Origin of the sequence: Corynebacterium sp. MSK310, assembly GCF_030227355.1 — a bacterium.
Taxonomy (GTDB): Bacteria; Actinomycetota; Actinomycetes; order Mycobacteriales; family Mycobacteriaceae; genus Corynebacterium; species Corynebacterium rhinophilum.
This window is the reverse complement of record NZ_JASPFZ010000002.1, coordinates 191,023-217,153: the sequence shown is the minus strand read 5'-3', so window position 1 is coordinate 217,153 and position 26,131 is coordinate 191,023. Positions and strand designations below refer to the sequence as shown.

Here is a 26,131-nt window from a genome sequence, read left to right as displayed (position 1 = left end):
TCCTTCTATCCTTGGGGCCGGGTGCGCAACGAGTCAGCGGAGACGCCGAGCACCTCACCAATCTCCTCCGCGGATAATGCACCCTCGCGCAGTAGAAATGGATGATCACCGGAGAGATCGATGATGGTCGAGGGCTTGCCGATGTCCGTTTCTCCCCCGTCCAAATACACAGTGACGGCCTTGCCCAATTGAGCCTTGGCCATTTGCGCGGTCGTCGGCGGTTGGTGGCCAGAAATATTGGCAGAAGAAACCGCCATCGGCCCCACCTCGCGCAACAGCTCGATGGCAATCGGGTGAAGGGGCATCCGCAGCATGACGGTACCGCGGGTATCACCTAAGTTCCACGGCAGGGACGGGGCCTGAGGCACGACGATGGATAGTCCGCCTGGCCAAAAGGCTTCGACGAGGTCGCGGGTGGAATCGGGGTACGAGGCGACGAGGCCGCGAACGGTGTTCCAGGAGCCGACGAGCACGGGAACCGGCATATCCGGCCCACGCTGCTTGGTGGCAAGCAGATTGGCTACCGCGTCATTATCGAAGGCATCGCAGCCCAAACCGTAAAGCGTATCGGTGGGCATGACCACAAGCCGCCCAGACTTGGCGGCCTTGGTGGCGATGCTCACGCCTTCCTCACGCTCGGTGTCATCGGCGCAATTATAAATTTTTCCTTGCATCAATAATCCCCTTCTTGCCCGACGGTGATGCCTTAGTTTACCGCGCGCTGCGCGGTAATAAAGCGCGGCGTGCCTGTTAAGTCCCTAAGCGGCGCGATATGGGAAAAGCCACCGTGGTCACGCACCGCATCGCGCACGACATCGCCAGTCGTATCGTCGTGTTCAATCGCCATGACCCCACCAGGCCGCAAAAGCCTGGCGATGGTGGGGATCAACCCGCGGATTACTCCCATGCCGTCATCGCCACCGAAGACAGCCACGTGCGGATCGTGATACACCTCCGGTTGCAAGTTCGGATCTTCCGGTACATAAGGCGGGTTGCTCACTACGAGATCGACCGTGCCATTCCAGTCCGCCAGAATCTGGCTGTCGGTCGCGTCCGCCTGCACCACCTCTACCCCGGTGCCGTTGGTATTGGCGCGGGTGAACTCGAGGGCGGCATCGGAAAGCTCGACCGCCCTCACCTCCGCCTGCGGTAGGTAATGCTGCAGGTAGAGCGCCAGCGCGCCCGAACCCGAGCACAAATCCACCATGCGCGGGCCGGGTGCGTGGTGGACCGCCCAATCCGCCATCACCTCCGTTTCCGGGCGCGGAATGAACACGCCTGGCCCCACCTTTAGGTCTAGGGGCCCAAACCACGCCGTTCCCAGCACGTATTGCAGCGGCTCGCGCTGTTCTCGTCTACGCAAAAGCGCCTCAAAGGCCACGTCAAAGCCGGGCATGGGTGGCTCATGCAGCGGAATATCCAAATGCCCGCAGTGAATGAGGTGTGAGATGAGGATGCGCGCATCCCATTCGGGGCTTCCTGCTCCAGCAACGCGAAGGCGCTGCACCCCTTGGCGCAGCGCCTCACCGTACGAATCCATCGACCGCTATTATCCCTCGGCCTCAAGGCGCTCGGCGCGCTCCTGGTCCTGCAGAGCCTTGATGAGATCCTGCATATCGCCGTTCAATACGGAATCCAGGTTATTGGCCTTGTAGCCAATGCGGTGATCCGTAATGCGGTTTTCCGGCCAGTTATAGGTGCGCACGCGCTCGGAGCGATCCATGGTGCGCACCTGGGAGGCGCGCTGCTCGCCAGCCTCGGCCTCGCGAGCATCGCGTTCCATCTGGTCCAGGCGAGCCTGCAGCACCTGCAGGGCACGGGCCTTGTTCTGGATCTGCGAGCGTTCCTTTTGGCAGGTAACAATCAACCCCGTGGGCAGGTGGGTAATGCGCACCGCCGAGTCGGTGGTGTTCACGCCCTGACCGCCCTTACCGGAGGAGCGGTACACGTCGACGCGGATATCCTTGTCATCGATATTGACCGATTCGACCTCTTCGGGCTCTGGGTACACCAGCACGCCGGCGGCAGAAGTCTGGATGCGCCCCTGCGATTCCGTGACCGGCACGCGCTGCACGCGGTGCACGCCGCCTTCGAATTTGAAGACGGACCATGCGCCATCGCGCGTCGGAGACTTAGCGCGGAAGGAGATAGTCATGTCCTTCACGCCACCCAAGTCGGATTCGTTAAGGCCCAAGACCTCCCACTTAAAGTCGATCTTATCGGCAAAACGCTCGTACATGCGGGCTAAGTCGCCGGCAAAGAGCGCGGCCTCTTCGCCGCCGGCACCGGCCTTGATCTCCATGATGATGTCTTCCGAGTCCTGCTCATCGCGCGGGGCGAGCAGGTCAGCCAGCTTTTCTTCCAGCTCTTCCACAGACTCGGCTAGGCGGTCCGCTTCTTCCTGGAAGTCGTGGTCTTCATAAGCCATCTCTTTGGCGTCCGCGAGATCCTCGCGCGCCTGGGTCAGCTCATCGTTGACCATGATGATGGGGCGTAACTCCGCGTACCGCTTGGACAGCTTGCGAAAAGCCTGCTGATCGCCGGCGATTTCTGGGTCGCCCATCTGCATTTCAATGCCCTGGTATTCCGACACAATGTCATCAACCATGGAAACTTGATTAGACATAGTCTTCCTCGTCCTTATCCGCTGCCATCGGTGCAGAAGAAGCTACCTGCATGAGGAACTCGCCATTCGAGCGGGTCTTCTTAAGCTGCTTGATCAACAGGTCAATTGCCTGGTGGGAATCCAGAGCCGACAGGATGCGGCGCAGTTTGGTCATGATGCGCGCCTCTTCAGGCACTAGCAGGAGCTCGTCCTTGCGGGTACCGGAGGGGTTGACGTCCACAGCCGGGAATACGCGGCGCTCCGAGATCCCGCGGTCCAGCTTCAGCTCTGCGTTACCCGTCCCCTTGAATTCTTCGAAGATGACGGTATCGCCGGTAGAACCGGTCTCCACCATCGCGGTGGCGATAATGGTGAGCGAACCGCCCTCTTCAATATTGCGGGCAGCGCCCAAGAAGCGCTTTGGTGGGTAGAGCGCATTGGAATCCACACCACCAGACAGGATGCGGCCCGATGCCGGGGAGGAGTTGTTGTACGCGCGGCCCAAGCGGGTGATGGAATCCAGCAGCACCACGACATCCTTGCCCTGCTCCACCAGGCGCTTTGCGCGCTCGATGGCCAGCTCGGAGACGGAGGTGTGCTCTGATGGCGGACGATCAAAGGTAGAAGAAATGACCTCACCCTTCACGGAGCGCTGCATGTCCGTGACCTCTTCAGGGCGCTCATCCACCAGCACCACCATGAGGTAGCACTCGGGGTTATTGGTAGCAATCGCATTCGCGATGTTTTGCAAGATCGTGGTCTTACCGGCCTTCGGCGGCGAGACGATGAGCGCGCGTTGACCCTTACCAATCGGCATAATCAGGTCGATGACGCGGGTGGTCAGGATCTTCGGGTCCGTTTCCAAGCGCAGGCGCTGATTGGGATACAGCGGCGTGAGCTTATTAAAGTGCGGGCGCTGCTTTGCCTCTTCGGGATCGATCCCATTGACGGTATCGACCTGCACCAACTGGTTGTACTTGCGGCGGTTGCGGCCATTGCCGTGCGTGTGGGTAGGCCCAGCCACCTTGACCTGACCGGTAATGGCGTCACCAGAGCGCAGACCCAAACGGCGCACGATGTTCTTATTAACAAAGACATCCGCATCGCCCGCGCGGTACCCAGTGGTGCGCAGGAACGAGACGTTATTGTCTACGACATCTAAGATGCCGCCGACAGCCTGCAGCTCATCGCCCTCGCGTACCTGCAGGTCATTGCCGCCGCCGTGGTTATCATTATTGCCCCGGCCACCCCGGCGGTTCCGGCGGTTGCGACGGCCACGGCGGTTACCGCGGTCAAAATTATTATCGTCATTGCGATTATTGCGGTGATTATTATCGCCGTTCTTCTCGCCCTGCTTGTCTCCCTGGTTATCGGAGCCGTCCTGGGAGTCCTCGCGGCGGTCCTGGTGGCGATTCTGGTTCTGCTCCTGCGCATCACCCCGGTTATTGTCCCCCTGCTCTTGGCGCTCTTGACGGCGGGCGCGATTGCGGCGCGCGCGGCGGGCCTGCGACCGCGACTCATAGCGCTGGTCGTCGCCGTTGTCCTTGCGGTCTTTGCCGCGGTTGTCCTGCTGTTCGCCGGACTTGCCGTTATCGCTCTCGCCGCGGTCATCCTTCTTGGACGGCTTATCTTTCTGCTTGGCAGGCGCCGCATCCTTCGCGGGTTTCTCGGCCTTCTCGGCCTTTTCTGCCTGCTCTATTTTTGCCTTCGCCTTTGCGGGAACCTGACCGGTCTTAATGGCGGTAATGAGATCCCCTTTGCGCAGGGCAGAAACGCCGCGAAGGCCGCGCTCGGCGGCCATTTTGCGCAATTCCGGCAGCTTCAGGGATGCGAGATCCTGTGCCGCGGTGTTGTCCGTATCGCTCACGGATATCCTTTCGTTGCTTGACCAGGTCCATAGTTGGGATCCGCCCTCCCCCACTTCAGGGAAGCTTGGGCGGGTGCACTGGAAGCCGATGTGTATTTTTCTTATCTTTTCGCCCTCGTGCCAAGGCGCTAGCGCGCCTTGCCGGGGCAATAAGCATGAGGCCTCTTCCGGTTACCTTAAGGGAAATCCCCCTTGTAGCCAGTACGCGGGGGCGGAAGAATTCAAGAAACGACTGTGGGCAATGTATAACGATGGGACCTGTCACTGGGCCCGATTGCATAGGATTGGGAAGGTTTTCCCGCTTTCCTATCAGTCGAAAGCAATTATAGCGCATTCGCTTCGCGGTGAGTACTTGGACACCGCTACAGTGGAAGCATGCTTTCCACGATGATGGATATTCCCCTGTCTTTAACCCGTATTTTGGAATACGGCGCGTCAGTGCACGGCAATACCACTGTTACCACTTGGCACGGCGAGGGAACCGGGTCCGAGTTTGGCCCCGCAGAAAAGGTTACCTTCCGCGATATCGCTGCACGCGCAGCAGCCTTTGCCCATGTTTTACACGATGACCTTGGCATCACCGGTGATCAGCGCGTGGGTAGCTTCATGTGGAATTGCGCTGAGCACCTCGAGGTCATGTTTGGCTCTGCCTGCAAGGGTGCGGTTTTCACTCCGCTGAATAAGCAGCTGATGAATGACCAGATTCGCCACATCATCAGCCACGCCGAGGTCTCCGTCATCGTGTGCGATCCCCGGCTCGCCCCGCAGTTGGGCACGGTTTTAAACGGCGCGCCATCTGTGCATTCGGTGATTTTTACCGGTTCCCAATCGCCGCAGCGCTTTGCCCACCATTTCCCGCGCGGCATCGAGTTTTATTCCTACGAGGCGCTGCTGGATGGCCGCTCTACCATCTACGATTGGCCCGAGCTCGATGAGCGCACCGCCGCCGCATTGTGTTATTCCACCGGCACCACCGGCGCACCGAAGGGTGTTTTATATTCCCATCGCTCGCTTTACCTCGAGGCCATGCAGCTGCGTTCCTCGGATTCGCTGTGCATTACCCACGGCGAGACCTTCCTGTGCTGCATTCCCATCTACCACGTGCTGAGCTGGGGCGTTCCCTTTACGTGTTTCATGACGGGCACCCCGCTCGTGCTTCCCGATGCCGATGTCTCCGCCCCCACCCTCGCCAAGGTCATTGCAGCCACGTCGCCGCGCGTGGCCCACGGCGTGCCCACCATCTGGATCCAGCTCTTCGTGCACTACATGCACAATCCGCCAGAGCGCATGACGCTGACGGAAATTTTCGCCGGCGGCTCCCCTGTGCCGCCGCAGCTTATCAAGATGTGGGAGGAGCATTACGGCGTCGACGTCGTGCACGTCTGGGGCATGGTGGAAACTTCGACGGTCGGCAGCGTCGCCCGCCCGCCGCAGGGAGCGTCCGGCGATACCCGCTGGGCTTATCGCATCTCCCAGGGAAAGATCGCCGCTTCGCTGCAATACCGCGTGGTCAATGACGGCCAAGTGGTATCGAAGACCGACCGCAATGCCGGTGAGCTCCAGGTGCGTGGCAACCTCGTGACCGGTTCTTATTATCATTCCCCCACCGCTGAGCCGGGTGAAGTGGCTTCCGAGTTCCGCGGCAAGCCGGTCGAGGCCGCGGAGTCCAAGTTCACCGCAGATGGCTGGTTGCGCACAGGCGATGTCGGCTCCGTAACGAAGGACGGCTTCCTCACCGTGGAAGACCGCGCCCGCGATGTCATCCGCTCGGGTGGCGAGTGGATCTATTCGGTGCAGTTGGAAAACCTCATCATGGCCAATTCAGATGTGGTGGAAGCCGCGGTAATTGGCTACCCAGATAAGCAGTGGGTGGAACGCCCCCTCGCCGTGACCGTCTTGGATGAACAAGCCTCTCCCACCATCGAAACGGCCGAAAAATTGCGCCAGAGCCTGCGCAAGGAATTGCCTAGCTGGATGCTGCCGGAGTACTGGGCCTTCGTAAAGTCGATCGATAAGACCTCAGTGGGCAAGTTTGATAAGAAGGATCTGCGCACCCACTTGGCGGAAGGCGATTACAATATCATCCGCCTCAAGGGCCCAGGTGAAGCCCAGCGCCTTGACGAAATCAACGAAAGCGATTTTAACCGGGAAAACGAGGAATAATCATCAGCCAGGTTGCGTTGTAGCTTGGTGTACCTTGTTTCCCACTCTTAGACTGGCAGCAATGACTTCACCAACGCCTTCTTCTTCAGCGGTGTCCCTGCCCCTGCCCACCGTGGGCCGGACGCAGCCGCCGGAGGATTTACCTGCCGCGGCAAGCGACGGCACCCGCGCCTTGGTTGATCGCTACGGCCGCAGGGCACGCGACCTGCGTGTGTCCCTCACGGACCGCTGCAACCTGCGCTGCACGTACTGCATGCCGGCCGAAGGCTTAGAGTGGATGCCCACGCAGCAAACGCTGTCCGATGAAGAGACCATCCGGCTCATCCGCCTCGGCGTGGAAAAGCTCGGAATCCGCCAGGTGCGCTTTACCGGCGGCGAGCCGCTATTGCGCAAATCCTTGGAAAAAATCATCGCCGCTACCAAGGAACTCACCACGGATGAAGGCATTGCGCCATCGACGGCGCTGACTACTAATGGGTTGGGCTTGGAAAAGCGCGCCGCAAAGCTTGCCGCAGCAGGCCTCGACCGCATTAATATCTCGCTAGATACCATCGATCCACAGCGCTATGCCGCACTCACCCGGCGCGATCGGCTAGCCCACGTACTCGAGGCTATCGCCGCTGCGGCCGATGCCGGATTGAATCCCGTCAAGATCAATGCCGTGGTCATGCCCGGCGTCAATGAAGCTGATATCGTCCCACTGGCGGACTATGCGCTGCATCAGGGAGCCCAGCTGCGCTTTATTGAGCAGATGCCGCTCGGACCGCGGGAAAAGTGGCGCCGCGAAGACATGGTCACCGCAGATGACATCTTGCACCGGCTACAATGCCACTTTTCCATGCGCCCGGCGCGCGAGCCGCGCGGATCAGCCCCGGCCGCTTTATGGGATGTTATCGCCCCCGATGGCACCGCCGGCAAGCTCGGCATCATCGCCTCCGTAACCCATCCCTTCTGCGGCGACTGCGACCGCACCCGGCTTACCACCGATGGTGCCGTGCGCAACTGCCTGTTTGGCAATTCCGAAACCCAGTTGCGGGATCTCATGCGCTCTGGCGCCAGCGACGAGGAATTAATGGAGGCGTGGGCCGGGGAAATGTGGACGAAGAAACCGGGCCATGGCATTGATGATGAGGGCTTTTTGCAGCCGGATCGTCCCATGTCTGCCATAGGCGGCTAATCTAATTATTTATGTCCGCATCGCGTTCCATTTCTGAGCACCTTTCCGCGGTTTTGGCACTGGCGCCGACACCGCGCGCAGAGTCCGTACCCGTTGGCCCCGCGCTGTGCGGACGGGTATTAGCGGAGGATGCGACCGCGCGCTTTCCCGTCCCACCGTTTGCCAATTCCGCCATGGATGGATTCCTCGTCCGCGCCGCTGATATTTCGGGCCCGGGACCGTGGACGCTGCCGGTAGCAGGCGATGTTCCCGCCGGCGCTGCCGCTCAGGCAGTTCCCGTCGGTCAGGCGGTGCGCATCATGACCGGGGCCCCGGTGGGCGATGCCACTGGCTTAATCGTCGTCCCAGTAGAAAAAACCACCGTTCCGCCTGGTCCCACGGAGTTGCCGCGCGAGGTCACCGTCACCGCCGCGCCTGCAAAAACCCATATCCGCCCCGCTGGAGAAGATATACAACCCGGCACCGTCGTTGCTACTGCCGGCACTACCGCCAATGCCGCCGTTATCGCGGCGCTTATATCCACCGGCATCTATTCTGTAAAGGCTTACCGGCGCCCGCGCATCGCGGTGATTTCTTCCGGCAATGAGCTATCCGCCTATCCGGATGAACTCGCCCCAGGGCGCCTGCCGGATTCCAATGGGCCGATGCTCGCCTCCCTCGCCCACACGGAGTCCTACTCGCACGTGGGCGACGATCCTGCGGAGTTATCCAGATTGTTCGATGAGCTCAGCGCATCCCACGACCTCATCATTACCTCCGGCGGGGTATCGGCCGGCGCTTTCGATGTGGTGCACGGGGTGCTGGGCACGGGCGATAATTCGTGGTTCGGGCACGTTCACCAGCGGCCCGGTGCGCCGCAGGGCATCGGCAGGTGGCGGGGTGTTCCGGTGCTTGCGCTGCCAGGCAATCCGGTGGCGGCTTTCGTCGGTTACCAGCTTTATGCCCGCCCGCTTATCGCCGCCTTATCGGGCCAGCCGCACCCGCGGGAGACCGTGCAGCTGAGTGCGAAGGTGGAGGTCCCGCTGCCACCGGCAAGCACGCGCCCCGTCATCGTTCCGGTGACCGTAAGCTTTGCGGGAAAGCCCAGGATTACTGGCGCGTTAAGCCGTGGCAGCCACCGGGTGGTCTCGCTGGCCGGTACGAATGGGTATTGCATCATTGATGGACCCGCCCCCGCCACGGGCAAAGAGACCACCGTCTATCTTTATTAAAGAGGAGAATTTTTCATGGAGTTTACCCACCTCAATTCCGCCGGCACCGCCTACATGGTCGATGTGACCGAGAAGCAGCCGACCGTGCGCACCGCCACCGCCGAGGGCGAGGTCGTCTGCTCCCGAGAGGTCATGACCGCGCTGCGCGAGGGCACCGTGCCCAAGGGCGACGTGCTGGCGGTCGCGCGCATTGCCGGCATTTCCGCAGCGAAGAAGGTCCCAGAGCTCCTGCCGCTCGCGCACACCATCGGCGTGCATGGCTGCGCAGTGGATCTCGAGCTTGCCGATGCCCACGTGAAGATCACCGCCACCGTGCGCACCGCCGACCGCACCGGCGTGGAAATGGAGGCACTGACCGCGGTCAACGTTGCTGCCTTGGCGCTCATTGACATGGTCAAGGGCGTCGATCGCTCTGCTTTTATTCGCCGCTGTGGCATCGTGGCGAAATCGGGCGGGCGCTCCGGCGATTGGTCTAGGACCCTCTCGGAGGCTTAATGGACGGCGCGATCATTCTGGCCGGCGGGCAATCGCGCCGCATGGGCGGGGCGGATAAGGCACAGGTGCGCGCCTTTGGCCTGCGCTTGGTGGACCGCCTGCTGCGCCAGCTTCCCTATGGCATGCCGTCTATCGTTATTTCCCCGCATTACCTCAGCCTGCCGCAGGTGTGCGAGTCGCCGCTTTTCGGCGGCCCTGTCGCCGGCATCGAAGCTGGTGCGCGCGCTTTGTCGCATTGCGACCGCCTGGCACTCTTCGCTGTGGATGCTCCCGATTCCCCGCAGCTCCTCCCGCACCTTAACTACGCGTTGCAGGCCGCGCCCAGCGCCGATGCCGCGATTACCCGCGCCGCGGATGGGTACTTACAGCCCCTGTGTTCGCTGTGGCATACCGATGCGATCTTCGAACGCTTGGGCGCGCTGGAGTCGACCCGCAATGTCTCCGTAAAAAGGCTTATCCGCGGCGCCGATTTCGTCGAGGTGGCCGGCACCGGTGCCGAGCGCGATTACGATACCCCTGCCGAATTGCAGGACATTCCACCGCACCCCGCCCTTCGCGCTCACCGGCGCGGCTAAGGCAAGTACACGCCGCCCTCCCCGTGAGCGCGAAGGGATGGTGAGGGAGGCATTATTCGCCGCGGGAGCGGAAGACATCGGCAAGCAGCGGCGCAATAACCCCAAGAGCATCTGCCACGGCGCCGGTAGACGAGGCGCAATTGATGATGAGGCTGCCGCCGCCGTGGTCGGTCATGCCGATGATCCCGCGGGACAGACCCGCCTTGGGCGAGGACTCGAGCCCGCGCAGGAGCACCTGGGTCTCCAGGCCGTAGAGGCGGGCCTTGATATAGCGCTCGGTGACCTCTGGGGTCAGGTTCGTCGCCCCGATGCCGGTGCCGCCGATTACCACGACTATATCGGTGCCGGTATCCACGGCGGTCCGCAGCGCGTCGTCGACTGGCTTAAGGCCCTCCGGCACGATGCTCGGTGGCGCGACATCGATGTCGTGGGTGCGCAGGATTTCTGCCGCTTTCTCCCCGGCGCGGTTCGGTTTTTCCCCGGCCAAAATGCGGTCCGAGCTGACGATTATCTGTGCCTTTCTTTGGGACATAAGTCTCATTCCTTTCCCACTGTGGAGTGTGGTTAATATCACATCATTCAGTTTTCGACACCAACACATTTGGGGCACGGGGCTAACCTGCGGCATCGGAATCGATCAAGAATTACGCAACATTTGTATGCCGTAATTAGATACGGATTTTACCGTTTTTATTTACCTTTTCGAGCATAGTCGCCGGTAGATTAAGGAGTTGAACGACCTACTACCTGTGAGGAAATCATGACCGCTCTTGATACCTCAGGCAAAGTCATCCAAGGTTGGGATCCAGAAGATTCCGACCACTGGGATTCCAAAATTGCCTGGCGCACGCTGTGGATCTCCACATTTGTTCTTATCATTGGCTTTGCCACTTGGTACCTCGTATCGGCAATTGCCCCGCAGTTGAACCAGATTGGTTTCGACTTAACCCGCAGCCAGCTCTACTGGCTGACCGCCATTCCCGGATTGGCGTGCGGTATCTTCCGCCTCATTTTCATGTTCTTGCCGCCTATCCTCGGCACGCGCAAGCTCGTCTTCAGCTCCTCGCTGCTGTTTATCATCCCCATGCTGGGCTGGTTCTTCGCGGTACAGGACTCCTCCACCCCGTACTGGTGGCTGATGACCCTCGCCTTCCTCTCCGGCATCGGTGGCGGCGTGTTCTCCGGATTCATGCCCTCGACCGGCTACTTCTTCCCCAAGCGCCTGTCCGGTACCGCGCTGGGTATCCAGGCCGGCATCGGTAACTTCGGCATCTCCTTTATCCAGCTGGTCGCCCCATGGCTCATGGGCTTTACCCTGCTGGGCGTAGGTTTTGTTGCCCCGCAGCGCACCGATGACGGCGAAATCTTTGTCCACAACCCCGCCATCTTCTTGGTGCCGTGGGCCATCGTCGGCGCATTCCTGGCATGGACCCTGCTCAAGGATGTTCCCGTGAAGGCGAATTTCCGCCAGCAGATGGACATCTTTGGCAATAAGAACACCTGGATTCTTACCGTCGTCTACTTCATGACCTTCGGCGCATTTTCAGGCTTCGCCGCGCAAACCGCGCTGCTTATTAACCAGATCTTCGGCGAAGGCTCCGAATTTGCCGGCACCTACGAGAACCTGCCCGCCGGCGCGAGCTACGCCTTCCTCGGACCACTTATCGGTGCGCTCGTCCGCGCCCTGTGGGGCCCGCTGTGCGATAAGTTCGGCGGCGCCATCTGGACCTTCATTGGCTGCCTGGGCATGACCATCTTTACCGTCGTGGCTACCTTCTTCCTCACCCCGGACGAGCCGGATGAGGTCTGGTGGTTCCTGGGCACCATGCTCATTTTCTTCTTCTTCACGGGCTTGGGCAACGCCGGCACGTTTAAGCAAATGCCCATGATTTTGCCCAAGCGCCAAGCAGGCGGCGTTATCGGTTGGACCGGTGCCATCGGCGCCTTCGGCCCGTTTGTCGCAGGTGTCTTGCTTTCCATGATGTCTGCACCGACGTTCTTCTGGGGCTGCGCCGTGTACTTTGCCATTACCACCGTGTTGGTGTGGATCTACTACGCCCGCCCCAACGCCCCATTTCCCGGATAATTAGGAGCTTTCAGCCCCCATGACTGCATACTTCGCGCCCGAAAAGGGCTCTTCAAATCCGCTCTTTAAGTTCGGTGCCTACCTGCGCAAAGGCGAAGCTACCGATTCTGGTCAGCAGCTTTTCTTAAAGGGCGGCCGCCAGGCGGACGTCTTTTACCGCAACCGCTGGGCCTTCGACAAGATGGTGCGCTCCACCCACGGCGTGAACTGCACCGGTTCGTGCTCGTGGAAGGTCTACGTCAAAGACGGCGTCATCACCTGGGAATCCCAGGCGGTGGATTACCCCACCACTGGCAATGACATGCCAGAATACGAGCCCCGCGGCTGCCCGCGTGGAGCCTCCTTTTCCTGGTACACCTACTCTCCTACCCGCGTGCGCTACCCGTACGCCCGCGGCGTGCTGGTAGATATGTTCCGCGAGGAAAAGGCTAAGCACGGCGATTCCGTCCTGGCTTGGCGCGCCATCCAAGAGGACCCCGAAAAGCGCAAGGCGTATATCTCCCAGCGCGGCAAGGGCGGGCTCATCCGCATCTCTTATGAAGAGGCCATCGACATCGCCTCGGCCGCGCACGTCTACACCATCCGCAAGTACGGTCCTGACCGCATCAACGGCTTTACCGTGATCCCGGCCATGTCGCAGATTTCCTATGGCGCGGGCATGCGCTTCTTGCAGACCATCGGCGGCGTCGCGCTCTCCTTCTATGACTGGTACGCCGACCTTCCCCCGGCATCGCCGCAGACCTTCGGCGACCAGACCGACGTCCCGGAATCCGGTGACTGGTACAACTCTTCCTACCTCATGATGTGGGGCTCGAATATCCCGGTTACCCGCACCCCGGACGCCCACTTCATGGTGGAGTCGCGCTACAAGGGCACCAAGGTCGTCGTGGTCTCGCCCGACTTTGCCGATAACACCAAGTTCGCCGATGAATGGGCCCGCATCGAGCCCGGCACCGACGCCGCGCTCGCCTTTGCCATGGGCCACGTCATTTTGAAGACCTTCCACGTGGACCGCCAGGAACCGTACTTCCTGAACTACATGCGCAAATACACCGACTCGCCCTTCCTGGTGTCCCTGGAAGACCGCGGCGACGGTACCTACACACCGGGCAAGTTCCTCACCGCCTCGCAGCTTGCCGATGCCACCTTGAATTCCTCCCCCAACGCCACCCACCGTGGCCTGGTAATGGAGGAAGACGGGCGCATCGTTGACCCAGGCGGCACCGTGGCAGACCGCTGGGATAACGAAAGCGCCAAGTGGAACCTGGCGCTGGACAACGCCGATCCGGTCATGTCCATCGCAGAAACCGATAGCTTTGACACCGCCGAGGTGCTCTTCCCCCGCTTTGACCTCGATACCAACCCAGAGGACGTGGGAACCGATAAGCCGATTGGCGCGGGCATCGTCCACCGCGGCGTCCCCGTCCGCGAGGTCGACGGCAAGCTCGTTACCACCGTCTTCGACATCATGCTCGCCCACTACGGCGTCAACCGCGAGGACCTCCACCTGCCGGGTAGCTGGCCGAAGGACTTCCACGATTCCAGCGAAGTCGGCACCCCCGCTTGGCAGGAAGAGCTCACGGGCGTGGCCGCCGATACCGCCATCCGCATCGGCCGCGAATTCGCGCAAAACGCCGCGGATTCTAAGGGCCGCTCACAGATCATCATGGGCGCTGGCGTCAACCACTACTTCCACGCCGATAATATCTACCGCACCTTCTTGGCGCTGACCTCCATGTGCGGCACCCAGGGCGTTAACGGCGGCGGTTGGGCGCACTACGTGGGCCAGGAAAAACTGCGCCCGATCAATGGCTGGACCCAGTGGGCTATGGCCGCCGACTGGCAGCGCCCGCCGCGCCACATGATTTCCACCGGCTTCTACTACTTCGCCACCGAACAGTATCGCTACGATAATTCGCGCGCCTCCCACTTGGGCTCGCCGCTGGCTAGCCACGGTTCCATTGGGGACAAGATGGTCTCCGATACCATGGCGGAATCCATGCGCCGCGGCTGGATGCCGGCCTACCCGCAGTTCAACCGCAACTCCCTCTTCCTTGCCGATGAAGCCGATGAGGCCGGCATGGACATCAACGACTACGTGGTCCAAGAGCTAGAAAGCGGCCGCCTGGAATTCTCCTATGACAACCCGTCCGCCGAGGAGAACTGGCCACGCATCCTGCTCAACTGGCGCACCAACCTGCTCGGCTCGTCCGCCAAAGGCACCGAGTTCTTCCTGCGCCACCTCTTGGGCATCGACTCGGATGCCACCGCGGAAGAACTAGCCCCCGAAGACCGCCCGCGCAGCATCAAGTGGGTGGATAAGGCACCGGAGGGCAAGTTGGATCTGATGATGACCACGGACTTCCGCAATACCTCCACCACGCTGGTCTCGGACCTCATCTTCCCGGCCGCAACCTGGTACGAAAAGCACGATATGTCCTCTACCGACATGCACCCGTACCTGCACTCGTTTAACGCGGCGATTAACCCGCCGTGGGAGGCCCGCTCGGACTACGAGGTCTTCCGGGACTTGGCCGCAGCCCTCTCTGATAAAGCCACCAAGTGGCTGGGCGTGCAACGCGATGTCATTACCCAGCCGAGCCACCACGACAGCCCGGACGAGCTTGGCATGCCCAACGGCATCGTCCCCGACCCCGAAGAACAGGGCCTTATCCCTGGGGTCACGATGCCAAAGCTGCACGTTGTCGAGCGCGATTACACCAAGGTCTACGAAAAGTGGGCGCACTTAGGCCCGCTTCCCGCCAAGGCCGGCACCGGCGTGCACGGCACCAAGTTCAACGTGGAAAAGCAGGTCAAGGAGCTCGAGCTCATCTGTGGCACCACGGAGACCTCGATGGGCGAGCTGGTGGATCTGTCCAAGGACACCAAGGTCATCGACGCCATCTTGCACCTGTCTGGTGTCTCCAACGGTGAGCTAGCCAAGCAAGGTTTTGAGTTCCTGTCCTCACGCACCGGCAAGGATCTGACGCCACTGGGCACTCCCGATGAAGACGTACACATCACCTGGGATGACATCAAGGAACGCCCGAAGGAGGTCATCACCTCTCCCGAGTGGACCGCCGATAAGCGTAATAAGCGCCGCTACACCGCCTTTTCCATCAACGTCGAGTTCGATAAGCCCTGGCACACGCTGACCGGCCGCATGCAGTACTACATCGACCACGACTGGTTTATGGACTACGGCGAATCGCTGCCGATCTTCCGCCCACCGCTAGATCACGTCCACATGCACGGTGAATTCGCGCCGGGCACGGAATTGACCAATGACCGGGGCGAGGCCGAGGTCACCCTGCGTTACTTGACCACGCACAATAAGTGGTCCATCCACTCGCAGTACTTCGACAACCTGCACGTGCTCTCCATCTCGCGCGGTGGCCAGGTGGTCTGGATGTCCAATAAGGACGCCGAGAAAATCGGCGTGACGGACAATGACTGGGTCGAAGTATATAACCGCAACGGCGTCGTCTCCGCCCGCGCCATTGTCTCCCACCGCATTCCGGAGGGAACCATGCTGTGCAACCACGCACAGGAGCGCACGGTGGGCACGCCGATCAACGAGCACACCGGCCGCCGCGGCGGCACGCACAACTCGCTGACCCGCATTTCCATCAAACCGGTGCACATCGCTGGCGGCTATGGCCAGCTGACCTACCACTTCAACTACATCGGCCCTACCGGCAATAACCGCGATGAAGTCACCCGCGTACGCCGCCGTTCCCAGGAGGTATCCTACTAATGAAAGTCATGGCCCAAATCTCCATGATCATGAACCTGGACAAGTGCATTGGTTGCCACACGTGTTCAGTTACCTGTAAGCAGGCATGGACCAACCGCGAAGGCACCGAGTACATCTGGTTCAATAACGTCGAAACCCGCCCCGGCCTCGGCTACCCGCGCACCTGGGAGGACCAGGAAAAGTGGAAGGGCGGCTGGGAGCGCACGGCATCCGGCAAGATCAAGCCCAAGGCAGGCGGGCGCCTCAAAAAGCTGGCCACCCTCTTCCACAACCCCAACCTGCCCACCATCCAGGATTACTACGAGCCCTGGACCTACCAGTACGAGGACCTGATGGGCGCCGAGGCGGGTCAGAAGACCCAGCCCACCGCCAAGCCGGTCTCTCAGATCGACGGCCGGGACATCGGCAAGATCGAATGGTCCTCCAACTGGGACGATAACCTGGGTGGCTCTACTGCCACGCTTGACGATGACCCCGTACTCCACAACATGAACCTCGAGGTCAAGAAGGAAATCGAGGACTCGTTCATGTTCTACCTGCCGCGCATTTGCGAGCACTGCATGAACCCAACCTGCGTCTCCTCCTGCCCCTCTGGCGCGATGTATAAGCGCACCGAAGACGGCATCGTCTTGGTGGACCAAGACCGCTGCCGCGGCTGGCGCATGTGCGTATCCGGCTGCCCGTATAAGAAGGTCTACTTCAACCACAAGACTGGCAAGGCCGAAAAGTGCACGCTGTGCTACCCGCGCCTCGAGGTTGGCCAACCCACTGTGTGCTCCGAGACCTGTGTAGGCCGCCTGCGCTACTTGGGCGTCATCCTCTACGATGCCGACCGCGTCGCCGAGGCCGCCTCCACCGAAAATGAGCAGGACCTTTTCGAGGCCCAAAAGTCGATCATGCTCGACCCCCACGATCCGGAGGTTGTCCGCGCGGCCCAGGCAGAGGGCATCCCGCACTCCTGGATCGATGCCGCGCAGCAGTCGCCGATCTACGACCTCATCTTCAAGTACGGCGTCGCTCTGCCGCTGCACCCGGAGTACCGCACGCTGCCGATGGTCTGGTACATCCCGCCGCTGTCGCCCATCGTTGACAAGGTGACCGCGACCGGCAACGACGGCGAGGACCACAAGATCCTTTTCTCGGCGCTATCGAATATGCGCATTCCGCTGGAATACTTGGCAGGCCTATTTACCGTCGGCGATACCGTCCCGGTAGAAAAGTCGCTGCGCCGGCTCGTCGCTATGCGCTCGTATATGCGCGATATCAACCTGGGCAACGAACCGCAAGAGGAGATCGCCCAGGCAGTCGGTATGACGGGCAGGGACATGGAAGGCATGTACCGCCTGTTGTCCATCGCTAAATACGATGACCGCTACGTCATTCCCACCGCCTCGCCGGAATCCCCGCGCGGCATTACCGATTTGGATCCGTTTGGCGATGTGGACCCAGCCAAGGCCTCCGAAGACGTCTTCCACGACCTTGGCATGGGCGCGCCCGAGGCCTGCACCCACGGCGCCGAACCGCAAGGTAAGGTCTCGCTGCTCTCCTGGAGCGGCGACCGCCCCGATGCCATGTTCCCGCCGCGGAAGTAGGTGAAGCCGTGAATATCTTCGATAAACTCCGCAAACGCCAGGAATCCCTGCAGCGGCAATCGGCCCAGCAGGGTGGCGATGCCCCCGTGGCAGGATTCGGAACACCCGCTGGCATCGGTTCCATGGGCGGTGCCAAGGACGTCGAAAAGACGCTGCGCACCCACACAGGTCAAGTCCCCAATGAATTTGTCACGCCGGTCGAGGTCACTGAAGACCAGCGGCGAATCGTCGCCATGGCCGTGTCCGTGCTGCTGAATTACCCCGGCGAAGATATCTTTGACCGCCTCTCCGCGGTCGAAGACCAAGTAGATGACCTGCCGCTGGCCATTGCCACCGACTTCATCAACTTCGCCGAATGGGCCCGCAGCATCGGCCCCCGCGGCTTGGAAGAACACTACGTCGAGACCTTTGACCAGCGCCGACGCTGCGCGCTGTACCTGTCCTACTTTGCTGTTGGCGATACCCGCCAGCGTGGAATGGCCATTTTGTCCTTCCGCCAGCAATTAGAATCGCTCGGCTTCGAGATTTCGGATGCAGAGCTACCTGATCACCTCTGCGTCGTCCTCGAAGCCCTCGCCATGAGCGAGGGGGATACGCACGAGCGCGCCGTCGAATTAGTGGCCAGCTACCGCGAAGGAATCGAGGTGCTGCGCGCGGCCCTCGCCCGCGAGCGTTCGCCGTATGTCAGCTTGATCGTCGCGCTGTGCAAGGCCCTTCCAGAAGTCGATTCTGATACCGCGCAAAAGTACGTCGATCTCATCCGCACCGGCCCACCCGCCGAGATGGTCGGCATTGCAGACCTTCCCTTCCCCACTACCCAACCAGACCTCGTCTAGGAGCCACATCATGTTTGATAACTTCCTCTGGGGTGCCTTCCCGTGGTTAGCCATCGCGGCGTTCTTTGTGGGCATCTTCTGGCGGTGGCGTTCCGACCAATTCGGCTGGACCACCCACTCCTCCCAAATCTATGAATCCAAGCTGCTGCGTTTATCCTCGCCGCTTTTCCACTGGGGCATGGTCTTCGTGGTCATTGGCCACCTAATGGGCTTGGCATTCCCCAAATCTTGGACCCAGGCCGTTGGCATCAGCGACCACGCCTACCATCTCTTGGCCACCATCCCCGGCTCCATCGCCGCTCTGGCGGTCCTGCTGGGCTTTGCCGGTTTGCTGTACCGCAGGCTAAAGAACCGCTCCGTATTCTTGTCCACCTCCACCTCGGATAAGGTCATGTACGCGCTGCTCGGTCTCGCACTGGTATCGGGTTCTTTTGCCACCTTTACCCTGCAGCTTTTTGACCTCGCCGGCACCGGCGGGTACGACTACCGCGAAACCATTTCCCCGTGGCTGCGCCAGCTGTTGATCTTCAACATCCAGCCAGACCTCATGGCCAGTGCCCCGTGGCAATTTAAGGTCCACGTCCTCTGCGGATTCACCATCATCGCCGTGTGGCCCTTTACCCGCCTTGTCCACGCGTTCTCGGCGCCGGTCGGCTACGTTACCCGCCCGTACGTGGTCTACCGTTCCCGCGATGAGCGCACCACCCCGATGCGCTCCAATACCGCGTGGGAGCCTATCCGCTCCAACCGGAAGCAATTGGAAGGAGAAACCCCGGGCCACGGTGCCTAGGTAGTTCCTCGGTCCTTTCACCGCTGCGCGCTGTCCAATATTTGGATGGCCCGCGGCGGTTTCCTTATGTCTACGTTTACTCCGGCGCTCCCCATGCACCCACCACTCGCCTCCCACGCGCCCTTCGCGCTCACCGGCAAGGCGGTGCGCCCGTAGATACTTCCACCCAGTGAGCGCCAAGGAGAGGCTAGCAATAAAGAACCCCGCCCCTTCGCGCTCACGGGGAGAGGTGGAACTACCTATCGGCAGTGCCCTGGTGAGCGCGAAGGACGGGGTGGGGTTGGCAACGCTTTATTCGGTAACGACGAACTTGCCGTGCTGTCCCTTTTCCGCGTTGGTCATGATGTGGTTGACAAAGGAATAGGTTCCGGGCTCGTTGAAGGTCATTTCCACAAACCCGCCTTGCGCGGGAAGTAGGTCGAAGGCCTGCGAACCGGTCTTATCCTCGTCCTTGATGAGGTAAGCACCTTCCTTATAGGCGGTATCAAATTGCTCGCCCACCACGTGGAAGCTAAGCGGCTGATCGGGGCCCACGTTCAGGATCCACAGGCGCACGGTATCGCCTACCTTGGCCTTGATGGGGTCGACGTCGTACTGGCTGGGGTAGTAATTAAAGGCCATGAGGTCGAAGTCGCCGTCGGCCACGCGCTGGGCGTCAGCGCCGGTCTTTTCCTCACCGAGGAATACATCGTTGGCGATGAAGTTGTACTCGGCATCCACGTCCTTGAGATCTGGTGGATCGATGATGACGTTGCCGGCCATGCCGTTGGCGATGTGCAGGGACATCGGGGCGGTTGAGCAGTGGTACATCCAAATGCCGGAGCGATTCGCGGTGAATTCGTAGGTTAGTTCTTCCCCGGGCTGGATGGACTTCATGTTTTCATCCGGGTTGACCTCACCGGCGTGGAAGTCGATGGAATGGGCCATGCTGCCCTCGTTCTTGATGGTGATCTTGAACTTATCGCCCACCTTGCCGCGCAGCGTCGGCCCTGGCGCCTGGCCATTAAAAAGCCATTGCATCTGCTTAACTCCTGGGGCTACCTCAACGATTTCCTCGGTCATCGACCAGGTTTCTTCATGCGTGGTGGTATTAGCCGCCGGCGCCAGGGAGGCGTCATAGGCGCTAAAACCTTCGCGGGAGGCACCGAGTTCGGCGGCGCTCGGAACATCAACGTGCGGGTTGGATGCCCCTGCCACGGCATGGTGGTGATCGTGCCCGCCGGTGCTTGGCGCGGAATCGTCCACGTTGACGTCAAAGGTCATACCTTGCAGGCGGTGACCGGCAATGGTGCAGTAGCCTTCGATGCTGGATTCGATGACACCGGCATCGAGCTGCACGGTATCGCCGGGATCGACGCGGCCGGTTTCGGCATCACCAATCTTTAGATCGTGGACTTGGTCCCCGGTATTGGTGAAGTTAACCACCAAGTGGGTGCCGGGATCGATATCAACGTGGTTGGGGACGAAGGCCATACCATCGACTTCTACGTCAATGGTGTGGGTTTCACCTTCGGCAACAGAGCTTGATGGCTGGGAGTCCTTAGAGGTGGTATTGACTAGGGCGAGCGCGATTACCGCGGCCAGCGCGATACCGATAAGTAACCACGAGGCCCATTGGGAGTTGCCGGACTCCGGCGGCTTATCCTGTGGCTGTGGGGAAGAAACACTAAGCATTTAATTCTCCAGATTCTGTTGTTGGTAGACGGCGCGGCCCACGGCAAGCACGTTTAATGCTAAGCCCATCCCCATGAGGATAAGCCCAGCAGGCAGGGCGTTGACAAGGCTCAGCAGGGCGCCGAGGTTGATGAGAACGAGTCGGGCAAAACCGGCGCGGTCCGCGGTATCCCGGCCGTGGTGCACCTTGGCAGGACCGCCTCCCACCAGCGTGGGCAAGAGGTGGTGCAAGACGCCGGTGACCAGCTGCAAAATGCCGCCGCCGATGAAGGCCGGAACCAAAAACAGCGTGATGACGCGCGGGTAAGCGCCGAGCGCTGCGGCGACGGCATCGCCGGCGCACAGGGCCACCATCCACAGCAGTCCTGCGATAACGGATACCGATGCTGTGGTGAGCCGAGGGTTGCGCCCCAGCACGGTGGCCAGGACGGGTTGGATGATCATGATGGCGGCGAGCACGACGAGCAGCTGGGCGATGCCCGCCGCGCGCGTCCACCCCACCGCGCCGCAGACCATGGTCAGGGCTAGCCCGGTGCAGTGGACGATGAGCCCGCGCGTACACCTGGTGCGCGCGGTGGGCGAAATCGCGGTGCTGGACAAGGTGGGAAGGAGCGTCACGATGGTGCCCACGATGGTCAGCCACGCAAACCCCCACACCATGCCGCGCGAGTGGGCGGCCACCAGGAAGGAATAGTTGCCTACGCCATTGCCGCTTAAGATCACCAGCACCACGGAGGCAATCATGAAGATGGATGCGGCCGCATAAAACGGCACCGTCACCGCAAACGATCCGGAAAGCGAGCCGCGCAAGCGCGTGCAGATAAAGACGAGCTGCCAGGCAAGGGCGGCGATGATGAGGAGGGAGGCGGCATCGGCAAGCAGGCCCCAGTCATATCCGGCGCGATCGATAATGAGCAGGACAAGGCCCACCTGGATGAGTACCACGCGTGCGCCCACGCCCCGGTATCCGTTATTGGCGGTGCGTGTAAGCGCCTCGGTGAAGTGGGTGGAAAATACAACGATGGCCGTGGTCAGCGCGCCGATGGTCAGCGGGTGGATGAGGTCCCACCACACCACGGGCGCGCCCAGGTGACCCGCCACGTTGATGCCGATGCCGATAAGCACCCACGCGCCGATAAGGGCTGCGGTCACGATGTGCCAGCGGCTGCGGGCGGCCAGGGAAATGTCATTAATGTGCACGGTGGGCCTCCTTCACCGACAAAGTAATGCCGCAGGCGAGGAAAACCAAGATGGCGGCGATGGTAGTCAGCCCGCCTACTTGGTAGGCGACGGTGTGGCGGGCGACATCGGCAAGAATGCGCAGCGCCAGCCCGCCGTGCAGGACCGCTACGGGGAGGAACAGCACCGGATGGTAGGGCAAGTGGCGGCGGATGACAGAGGTAATAATGATGGGGGCATGGGCGAAAATCATGGACATGACAAAGCCCAAAAAGATGGCGTGCACCGAGGCGTCGTAGGCAAAGCCGGAGCTTTCGCCATAGAGCAGCCAGAAATAGCCGCCGAGGGCCAACCAAAAATACCCGGCGAGCATGCACGCGGCGGAATAGCGCGGCAGCCCGCGCGAGCGCACTAGGTTCTTCGCCACGTCCACGCGCACGGTAGAAACCGCAACGCCGATAAGCGCCGCGCCCATCGCGCGATAGCCCACTGCCGGGGAGAGGATATAGACCACGCTGAGCGCCGCCAACCCCAAAACCCACAGCGTAATCCGCTTTTCCGCCTGCGTGCCGGCCATGGTGATGCGGGCCAGCTCCATGCGCTCGCCGATGATCGTCGCTACCACGTAGAGCACGCACAGCGGCATCGCGGTAGAAAACGCTGGCTCCATGGCCCACAGCAGTGCCGCCGCTACCCCGCCGATGACGCCGGTGGCCTGCACAATGATGGACAGGGCGGGCTGGCGCCGGTGGATGGTGGCATAGATAAACCCCAGCACGATGAAGCCGGCGGCAAAACACAACGCCGGAACCTGCCGCGGCAGGCCCGCCACGATGCCCACAAAACCGGCGACGTGGAAGATGGGTCCTGTCCAGGCCCACCGCGTGCTCACGGCGACGGCGCGCTCCAGCCCGATAGCGCCGCCGACAAAGCCAAAGACCATCAAGGGGCCATGATCGGCGGCGACGGAGGCAGCCGGCGAGAAACCCACGCCGAGCAGGGATGCCCCGGCGGCGAGCCCAACCAGCAAGGACAGCCCGGCGCAGGCGAGGAAGAAGAAGCGGTGCGCGAGCCTATTATTTATCACGGTTTTAATCGTACTAATATTGGTGGCAAGGTAAAACCTCACCCCACCTCCGAAAGGATGATCCTCACCATGGAACTTCCCATCACCGATTCTTCCCAGCAGAACTCCATCCCCACGCTCAACGCGACCGAAATCCCCCACGCCGTGCGTCACGGTGCCATCCACGGCGCTTTGGGCACCCTGAACGTGGGCCAAGCCATGATCCTCATCGCCCCACACAACCCCCTCCCCCTACTCAAGGAAGTAGAAGAGCGCGCGGAGAAATTTGAGCTGTCGTACCTCAAGGAAGAAGAAAACGACTATCACATCAAGTTCACGCGAATTTCGTAGTGTATTTCCGTGCCAATCGATAGGCTATGTGCTGATAACTTCATCTCTCATACTAAGTTGCCTACATAACACGGAACATTCACTATGAATAAGAAATTTGCCGCAGCCGCCGTGGCTGCGACCGGGCTGGCGCTCTCCGCCTGCTCTCCCGATACCTCCACTACCTCCGATGCGGAGGAGACCAGCTTGAACCTACTGGCTGCATCGTCCACCCGCGTCATCAACGATGAACTGGAAAAGCGCGCTTCCGAGTTCGACGCCCCGGTAAACCTCGAGTTCCAAAATGGCGGCTCTTCCGACTTGGTCAATAAGCTCAGCGAGGGCGCTCCTGCGGACTTGCTGCTTACCGCGTCCAAAAAGACCATGGACAAGGCAATCAATGACGGAACCGTCAAGGACCCGAAGGTGCTTGCCACCAACGTCATGGTGATGGTCGTGCTGAAGGGCAACCCGGGCAATATCCACTCCATCGAGGATCTGCAGAACGAAGACCGCTTCGTCATCTGTGACCCGCAGGTTCCCTGCGGAGATATCTCTTCCCAGATCATCGAAGAAAACAACCTGGACGTAAAGCCCGCCTCCCAAGAGCAGCAGGTCGCTGACGTTTTGGGCAAGGTCGTCTCCGGTGAGGCCAATGCCGGCTGGGTCTACTCCACCGACGCCGCGGCCGCTGGCGATGATGTAGAGGTTATCGAGATTCCGGATGCTGATAAGTTTGCCAACCAAATCCTAGGCGCAGTCTCCGCCGAGGCTGAGCACCCAGAAGAGGCACAGAAGGTCCTTGACCTGCTGGCCGATGACTTTGATAAGACCTGGGAAGAGTACGGCTTTAACCCAGCAGATTAATCAATGACCCCTCCCCAGCCCATACGCCTTAAATCTCCGCTCGTTATCGGCCTTATCGGCCTTATCGCGGTCGTTGTCATCCTCGTCCCCGTAGCCTCCCTGGGGCTGCGCGTACCGTGGAACCGCATCGGCGAATACCTCGCCAAACCGGAGATTTGGGACATGCTCAAGCTGTCCCTTACCGCGGCATTCCAATCAATGCTGCTGGCGATGGTGCTGGGGACCGGCCTTGCCCTGTGGGTCCAACAGCTCGGACGGGGTAGCGGCGTTATCCGCCTGTTCATCTATTTGCCCTTGGCCATGCCACCCGTGGTGGGCGGTTTGGCGCTGACCGCCGCCATTGGCCGCAGGGGCTACTTGGCTCCGTTTCTTGACGCCATAGACTTCCACTTTGCTTTTGCTTTTCCCGGCGTCATTGCCGCGCAGTGCTTCGTCGCCTTGCCCTTCGTCGTGGTGGCGGTCGATTCCGCCCTGCGCCAATTGGATCAAGAGATTTTGGCCTCTGCCGCCAGCGTGGGACTTTCCCGCTGGGAGGTACTGCGCAAAGTCACCATCCCCTCCATCGCCCCCGCCCTGGCTACCGGCGCCGGCCTTGCGTTTGCGCGCTCCCTTGGCGAGTTCGGTACCACGCTGACCTTTGCGGGCTCCCAGCCGGGCGTGACCCGCACGATGCCGCTCGGCATTTACCTGGAGCGCGAGGTCGATACCGATGGTGCCTATGTGCTCTCCGCCATCCTCATTGCGATGGCCATCCTCTGTCTCGCCCTCGCCGGGCTTCCCTCTCTCCTCCAGCGTTCCTACCAGGCGCAGGCCCGCGAGCTGCACAGCATGGACTACGAGAAGCTCAGCGCCCTGACGGCCCCAGAAAAGGCCCCCACCCTAAACGTCACGGCGGACGGGGAAACCACGGAATTTACCCCGCGCGCGATCACGGCCATCGTCGGTTCCAATGGCTCGGGCAAGACCACACTCATGGGGCGCATCGCCGGGCGGCTGACCGGCGCAGAGATTACCGCCGACCCAGATGAGATCGTCCTGCTTACCCAGCGCCCCGGCCTGCCGCCGCGGGCCACCGCCAACCAGGCCATTGCGATGGTCACCCGCGATAAGCACCGCGCCACGGAATTACTGGAGGCAGCAGGATTACGGGAGCTTAACGATGTCCCCGTGCCCGCCCTCTCTGGCGGCCAGGCCGCCCAAGTGGCCCTCGTCCGCGCGCTTGCCGCACGGCCCACCATCCTGATTCTGGATGAGCCCTTGGCGGCCATCGACGTGGAATCCGCCAGCAAGTGGCGCCGCTTCCTGCGCGCTACCCGCCGCGACCGCACCACCTTGCTGGTGACCCACAATGCGTTGGATATTGCCGGGCTTGCCGATGACATGGTGGTCATGAATTCCGGCCGCGTCACCGCCCACGGACCTGCCGCAGACCTCCTCGATGTCCCACCCACCGGCTTTGTGGCTAATATCGCAGGTCTCAACCGCGTGGAAGGCACCGTTACAGAGTCCACCGCTACCGAGACTGTCGTTACCTGCGGGAATACCACCATCACCGGCGACGCGAGCGATCTCCGCGCCGGCGATAAGGTAGCGGTCACGTTTCGGCCCAGCGACGTGCACCTTACGGCTGTAGCCTGTACCGGGGTCAATCACTGGTCCACCAAGGTCATCGCGGTAGAAGCTGCCAGCATGGCGGATGCTCGATTAAGCCTAGATATGGACGGGCAATCCATCACTGTGCCGGTGAGTAGGCAGGTAGCTTTAGGTATTGATACGGGCGATACCGTATCCTATTGCGTGGCTAAAGATAAGATTTCTGTTAATCAAGCCCCTCAACAGCACTCAGAGATACGAAGTTAAT

General features: G+C 61.1%; 21 protein-coding genes. 13 read left to right on the top strand and 8 right to left on the bottom strand.

Translation table 11 applies throughout. The features are described from left to right. Positions 1 to 5 precede the first annotated feature (5 nt). From QP891_RS03355 to rho, 4 genes are read right to left on the bottom strand one after another with little or no spacing between them, the layout of a single operon-like run. Positions 6 to 674: an L-threonylcarbamoyladenylate synthase gene (locus tag QP891_RS03355; protein WP_023026353.1), complete on the bottom strand. Its 669-nt coding sequence runs from the start codon at positions 672 to 674 to the stop codon at positions 6 to 8. A gap of 32 nt (positions 675 to 706) precedes the next feature. Then, positions 707 to 1,540, bottom strand: coding sequence for a peptide chain release factor N(5)-glutamine methyltransferase (prmC, locus tag QP891_RS03350; RefSeq protein WP_284769839.1), 834 nt, complete (start codon positions 1,538 to 1,540; stop codon positions 707 to 709). Positions 1,541 to 1,549: 9 nt separating this feature from the next. Continuing rightward, positions 1,550 to 2,626, bottom strand: coding sequence for a peptide chain release factor 1 (prfA, locus tag QP891_RS03345; protein WP_284769840.1), 1,077 nt, complete (start codon positions 2,624 to 2,626; stop codon positions 1,550 to 1,552). Further along, positions 2,619 to 4,472 carry a transcription termination factor Rho gene (rho, locus tag QP891_RS03340; RefSeq protein WP_284769841.1) on the bottom strand — a complete coding sequence of 618 codons (1,854 nt, stop codon included), beginning with the start codon at positions 4,470 to 4,472 and terminating at the stop codon, positions 2,619 to 2,621. The genes prfA and rho overlap by 8 nt, the downstream gene beginning before the upstream one ends. Before the next feature lie 375 nt (positions 4,473 to 4,847). Between rho and QP891_RS03335 the strand changes: the two genes are divergently transcribed. From QP891_RS03335 to mobA, 5 genes are all read left to right on the top strand, one after another. Continuing rightward, complete coding sequence (locus QP891_RS03335; protein ID WP_284769842.1) at positions 4,848 to 6,635, top strand: long-chain fatty-acid--CoA ligase; 1,788 nt, start codon at positions 4,848 to 4,850, stop codon at positions 6,633 to 6,635. Positions 6,636 to 6,696: 61 nt separating this feature from the next. Next, a complete protein-coding gene (gene moaA / locus QP891_RS03330) occupies positions 6,697 to 7,812 on the top strand; it encodes a GTP 3',8-cyclase MoaA (protein ID WP_284769843.1) in 1,116 nt (371 codons plus the stop codon). Positions 7,813 to 7,823: 11 nt separating this feature from the next. Next, positions 7,824 to 9,023 (top strand): molybdopterin molybdotransferase MoeA, encoded by a 1,200-nt coding sequence (locus tag QP891_RS03325; RefSeq protein WP_284769844.1) that lies wholly within the window; start codon positions 7,824 to 7,826, stop codon positions 9,021 to 9,023. A 15-nt stretch (positions 9,024 to 9,038) separates the two neighbouring features. Continuing rightward, on the top strand, positions 9,039 to 9,518 hold the full coding sequence (moaC, locus tag QP891_RS03320; protein WP_284769845.1) for a cyclic pyranopterin monophosphate synthase MoaC: 480 nt from the start codon (positions 9,039 to 9,041) through the stop codon (positions 9,516 to 9,518). Beyond that, the gene (gene mobA, locus QP891_RS03315) at positions 9,518 to 10,093 is read left to right on the top strand and encodes a molybdenum cofactor guanylyltransferase (protein WP_284769846.1); all 576 of its coding nucleotides are present in this window, start codon (positions 9,518 to 9,520) and stop codon (positions 10,091 to 10,093) included. Before moaC ends, mobA begins: the two co-directional genes overlap by 1 nt. 52 nt (positions 10,094 to 10,145) lie before the next feature. On the opposite strand, the gene QP891_RS03310 is transcribed toward mobA, so the two are convergent. Beyond that, positions 10,146 to 10,625, bottom strand: coding sequence for a molybdopterin-binding protein (locus QP891_RS03310; protein ID WP_284782557.1), 480 nt, complete (start codon positions 10,623 to 10,625; stop codon positions 10,146 to 10,148). Positions 10,626 to 10,853: 228 nt separating this feature from the next. Here QP891_RS03310 and QP891_RS03305 point away from each other — a divergent pair, with 228 nt between their 5' ends. From QP891_RS03305 to narI, 5 genes are read left to right on the top strand one after another with little or no spacing between them, the layout of a single operon-like run. Beyond that, positions 10,854 to 12,179 (top strand): nitrate/nitrite transporter, encoded by a 1,326-nt coding sequence (locus QP891_RS03305; protein ID WP_284769848.1) that lies wholly within the window; start codon positions 10,854 to 10,856, stop codon positions 12,177 to 12,179. A gap of 19 nt (positions 12,180 to 12,198) precedes the next feature. Continuing rightward, positions 12,199 to 15,936 (top strand): nitrate reductase subunit alpha, encoded by a 3,738-nt coding sequence (locus QP891_RS03300; RefSeq protein ID WP_284769849.1) that lies wholly within the window; start codon positions 12,199 to 12,201, stop codon positions 15,934 to 15,936. After that, a complete protein-coding gene (gene narH / locus QP891_RS03295; RefSeq protein WP_023017776.1) occupies positions 15,936 to 17,528 on the top strand; it encodes a nitrate reductase subunit beta in 1,593 nt (530 codons plus the stop codon). The genes QP891_RS03300 and narH overlap by 1 nt, the downstream gene beginning before the upstream one ends. 8 nt (positions 17,529 to 17,536) lie before the next feature. Further along, positions 17,537 to 18,364: a nitrate reductase molybdenum cofactor assembly chaperone gene (gene narJ / locus QP891_RS03290; RefSeq protein ID WP_284769850.1), complete on the top strand. Its 828-nt coding sequence runs from the start codon at positions 17,537 to 17,539 to the stop codon at positions 18,362 to 18,364. 10 nt (positions 18,365 to 18,374) lie between these two features. Beyond that, entirely contained in the window at positions 18,375 to 19,154 is a 780-nt protein-coding gene (gene narI, locus QP891_RS03285; protein ID WP_005280178.1) for a respiratory nitrate reductase subunit gamma, read from the top strand. Between the two features lie 291 nt (positions 19,155 to 19,445). Here narI and QP891_RS03280 read toward each other — a convergent pair whose 3' ends face one another. The 3 genes from QP891_RS03280 to QP891_RS03270 are packed head-to-tail and all read right to left on the bottom strand — an operon-like array spanning position 19,446 to position 23,094. Continuing rightward, positions 19,446 to 20,828, bottom strand: coding sequence for a multicopper oxidase domain-containing protein (locus QP891_RS03280; RefSeq protein ID WP_284782555.1), 1,383 nt, complete (start codon positions 20,826 to 20,828; stop codon positions 19,446 to 19,448). After that, on the bottom strand, positions 20,829 to 22,028 hold the full coding sequence (locus QP891_RS03275) for a beta-carotene 15,15'-monooxygenase (RefSeq protein ID WP_284769852.1): 1,200 nt from the start codon (positions 22,026 to 22,028) through the stop codon (positions 20,829 to 20,831). Further along, complete coding sequence (locus QP891_RS03270) at positions 22,018 to 23,094, bottom strand: DUF8744 domain-containing protein (RefSeq protein ID WP_284769853.1); 1,077 nt, start codon at positions 23,092 to 23,094, stop codon at positions 22,018 to 22,020. Before QP891_RS03270 ends, QP891_RS03275 begins: the two co-directional genes overlap by 11 nt. Before the next feature lie 69 nt (positions 23,095 to 23,163). On the opposite strand from QP891_RS03270, the gene QP891_RS03265 reads away from it, so the two are divergent. The 3 genes from QP891_RS03265 (at position 23,164) to QP891_RS03255 (ending at position 26,130) form a co-directional block, all read left to right on the top strand. Then, complete coding sequence (locus QP891_RS03265) at positions 23,164 to 23,424, top strand: DUF2249 domain-containing protein (protein ID WP_284769854.1); 261 nt, start codon at positions 23,164 to 23,166, stop codon at positions 23,422 to 23,424. A gap of 84 nt (positions 23,425 to 23,508) precedes the next feature. Further along, positions 23,509 to 24,270 carry a molybdate ABC transporter substrate-binding protein gene (modA, locus tag QP891_RS03260; RefSeq protein WP_284769855.1) on the top strand — a complete coding sequence of 254 codons (762 nt, stop codon included), beginning with the start codon at positions 23,509 to 23,511 and terminating at the stop codon, positions 24,268 to 24,270. A 3-nt stretch (positions 24,271 to 24,273) separates the two neighbouring features. Next, complete coding sequence (locus QP891_RS03255) at positions 24,274 to 26,130, top strand: ATP-binding cassette domain-containing protein (RefSeq protein WP_284769856.1); 1,857 nt, start codon at positions 24,274 to 24,276, stop codon at positions 26,128 to 26,130. Position 26,131: the final 1 nt, after the last annotated feature.

Bases quoted from the DNA above. Each gene is read 5' to 3' on its own strand.
- QP891_RS03355 (WP_023026353.1), bottom strand. From the start codon at position 674: ATGCAAGGAAAAATTTATAATTGCGCCGATGACACCGAGCGTGAGGAA.
- prmC (WP_284769839.1), bottom strand. From the start codon at position 1,540: ATGGATTCGTACGGTGAGGCGCTGCGCCAAGGGGTGCAGCGCCTTCGC.
- prfA (WP_284769840.1), bottom strand. From the start codon at position 2,626: ATGTCTAATCAAGTTTCCATGGTTGATGACATTGTGTCGGAATACCAG.
- QP891_RS03335 (WP_284769842.1), top strand. From the start codon at position 4,848: ATGCTTTCCACGATGATGGATATTCCCCTGTCTTTAACCCGTATTTTG.
- moaA (WP_284769843.1), top strand. From the start codon at position 6,697: ATGACTTCACCAACGCCTTCTTCTTCAGCGGTGTCCCTGCCCCTGCCC.
- QP891_RS03325 (WP_284769844.1), top strand. From the start codon at position 7,824: ATGTCCGCATCGCGTTCCATTTCTGAGCACCTTTCCGCGGTTTTGGCA.
- moaC (WP_284769845.1), top strand. From the start codon at position 9,039: ATGGAGTTTACCCACCTCAATTCCGCCGGCACCGCCTACATGGTCGAT.
- mobA (WP_284769846.1), top strand. From the start codon at position 9,518: ATGGACGGCGCGATCATTCTGGCCGGCGGGCAATCGCGCCGCATGGGC.
- QP891_RS03310 (WP_284782557.1), bottom strand. From the start codon at position 10,625: ATGTCCCAAAGAAAGGCACAGATAATCGTCAGCTCGGACCGCATTTTG.
- QP891_RS03305 (WP_284769848.1), top strand. From the start codon at position 10,854: ATGACCGCTCTTGATACCTCAGGCAAAGTCATCCAAGGTTGGGATCCA.
- QP891_RS03300 (WP_284769849.1), top strand. From the start codon at position 12,199: ATGACTGCATACTTCGCGCCCGAAAAGGGCTCTTCAAATCCGCTCTTT.
- narH (WP_023017776.1), top strand. From the start codon at position 15,936: ATGAAAGTCATGGCCCAAATCTCCATGATCATGAACCTGGACAAGTGC.
- narI (WP_005280178.1), top strand. From the start codon at position 18,375: ATGTTTGATAACTTCCTCTGGGGTGCCTTCCCGTGGTTAGCCATCGCG.
- QP891_RS03280 (WP_284782555.1), bottom strand. From the start codon at position 20,828: ATGCTTAGTGTTTCTTCCCCACAGCCACAGGATAAGCCGCCGGAGTCC.
- QP891_RS03265 (WP_284769854.1), top strand. From the start codon at position 23,164: ATGGAACTTCCCATCACCGATTCTTCCCAGCAGAACTCCATCCCCACG.
- modA (WP_284769855.1), top strand. From the start codon at position 23,509: ATGAATAAGAAATTTGCCGCAGCCGCCGTGGCTGCGACCGGGCTGGCG.
- QP891_RS03255 (WP_284769856.1), top strand. From the start codon at position 24,274: ATGACCCCTCCCCAGCCCATACGCCTTAAATCTCCGCTCGTTATCGGC.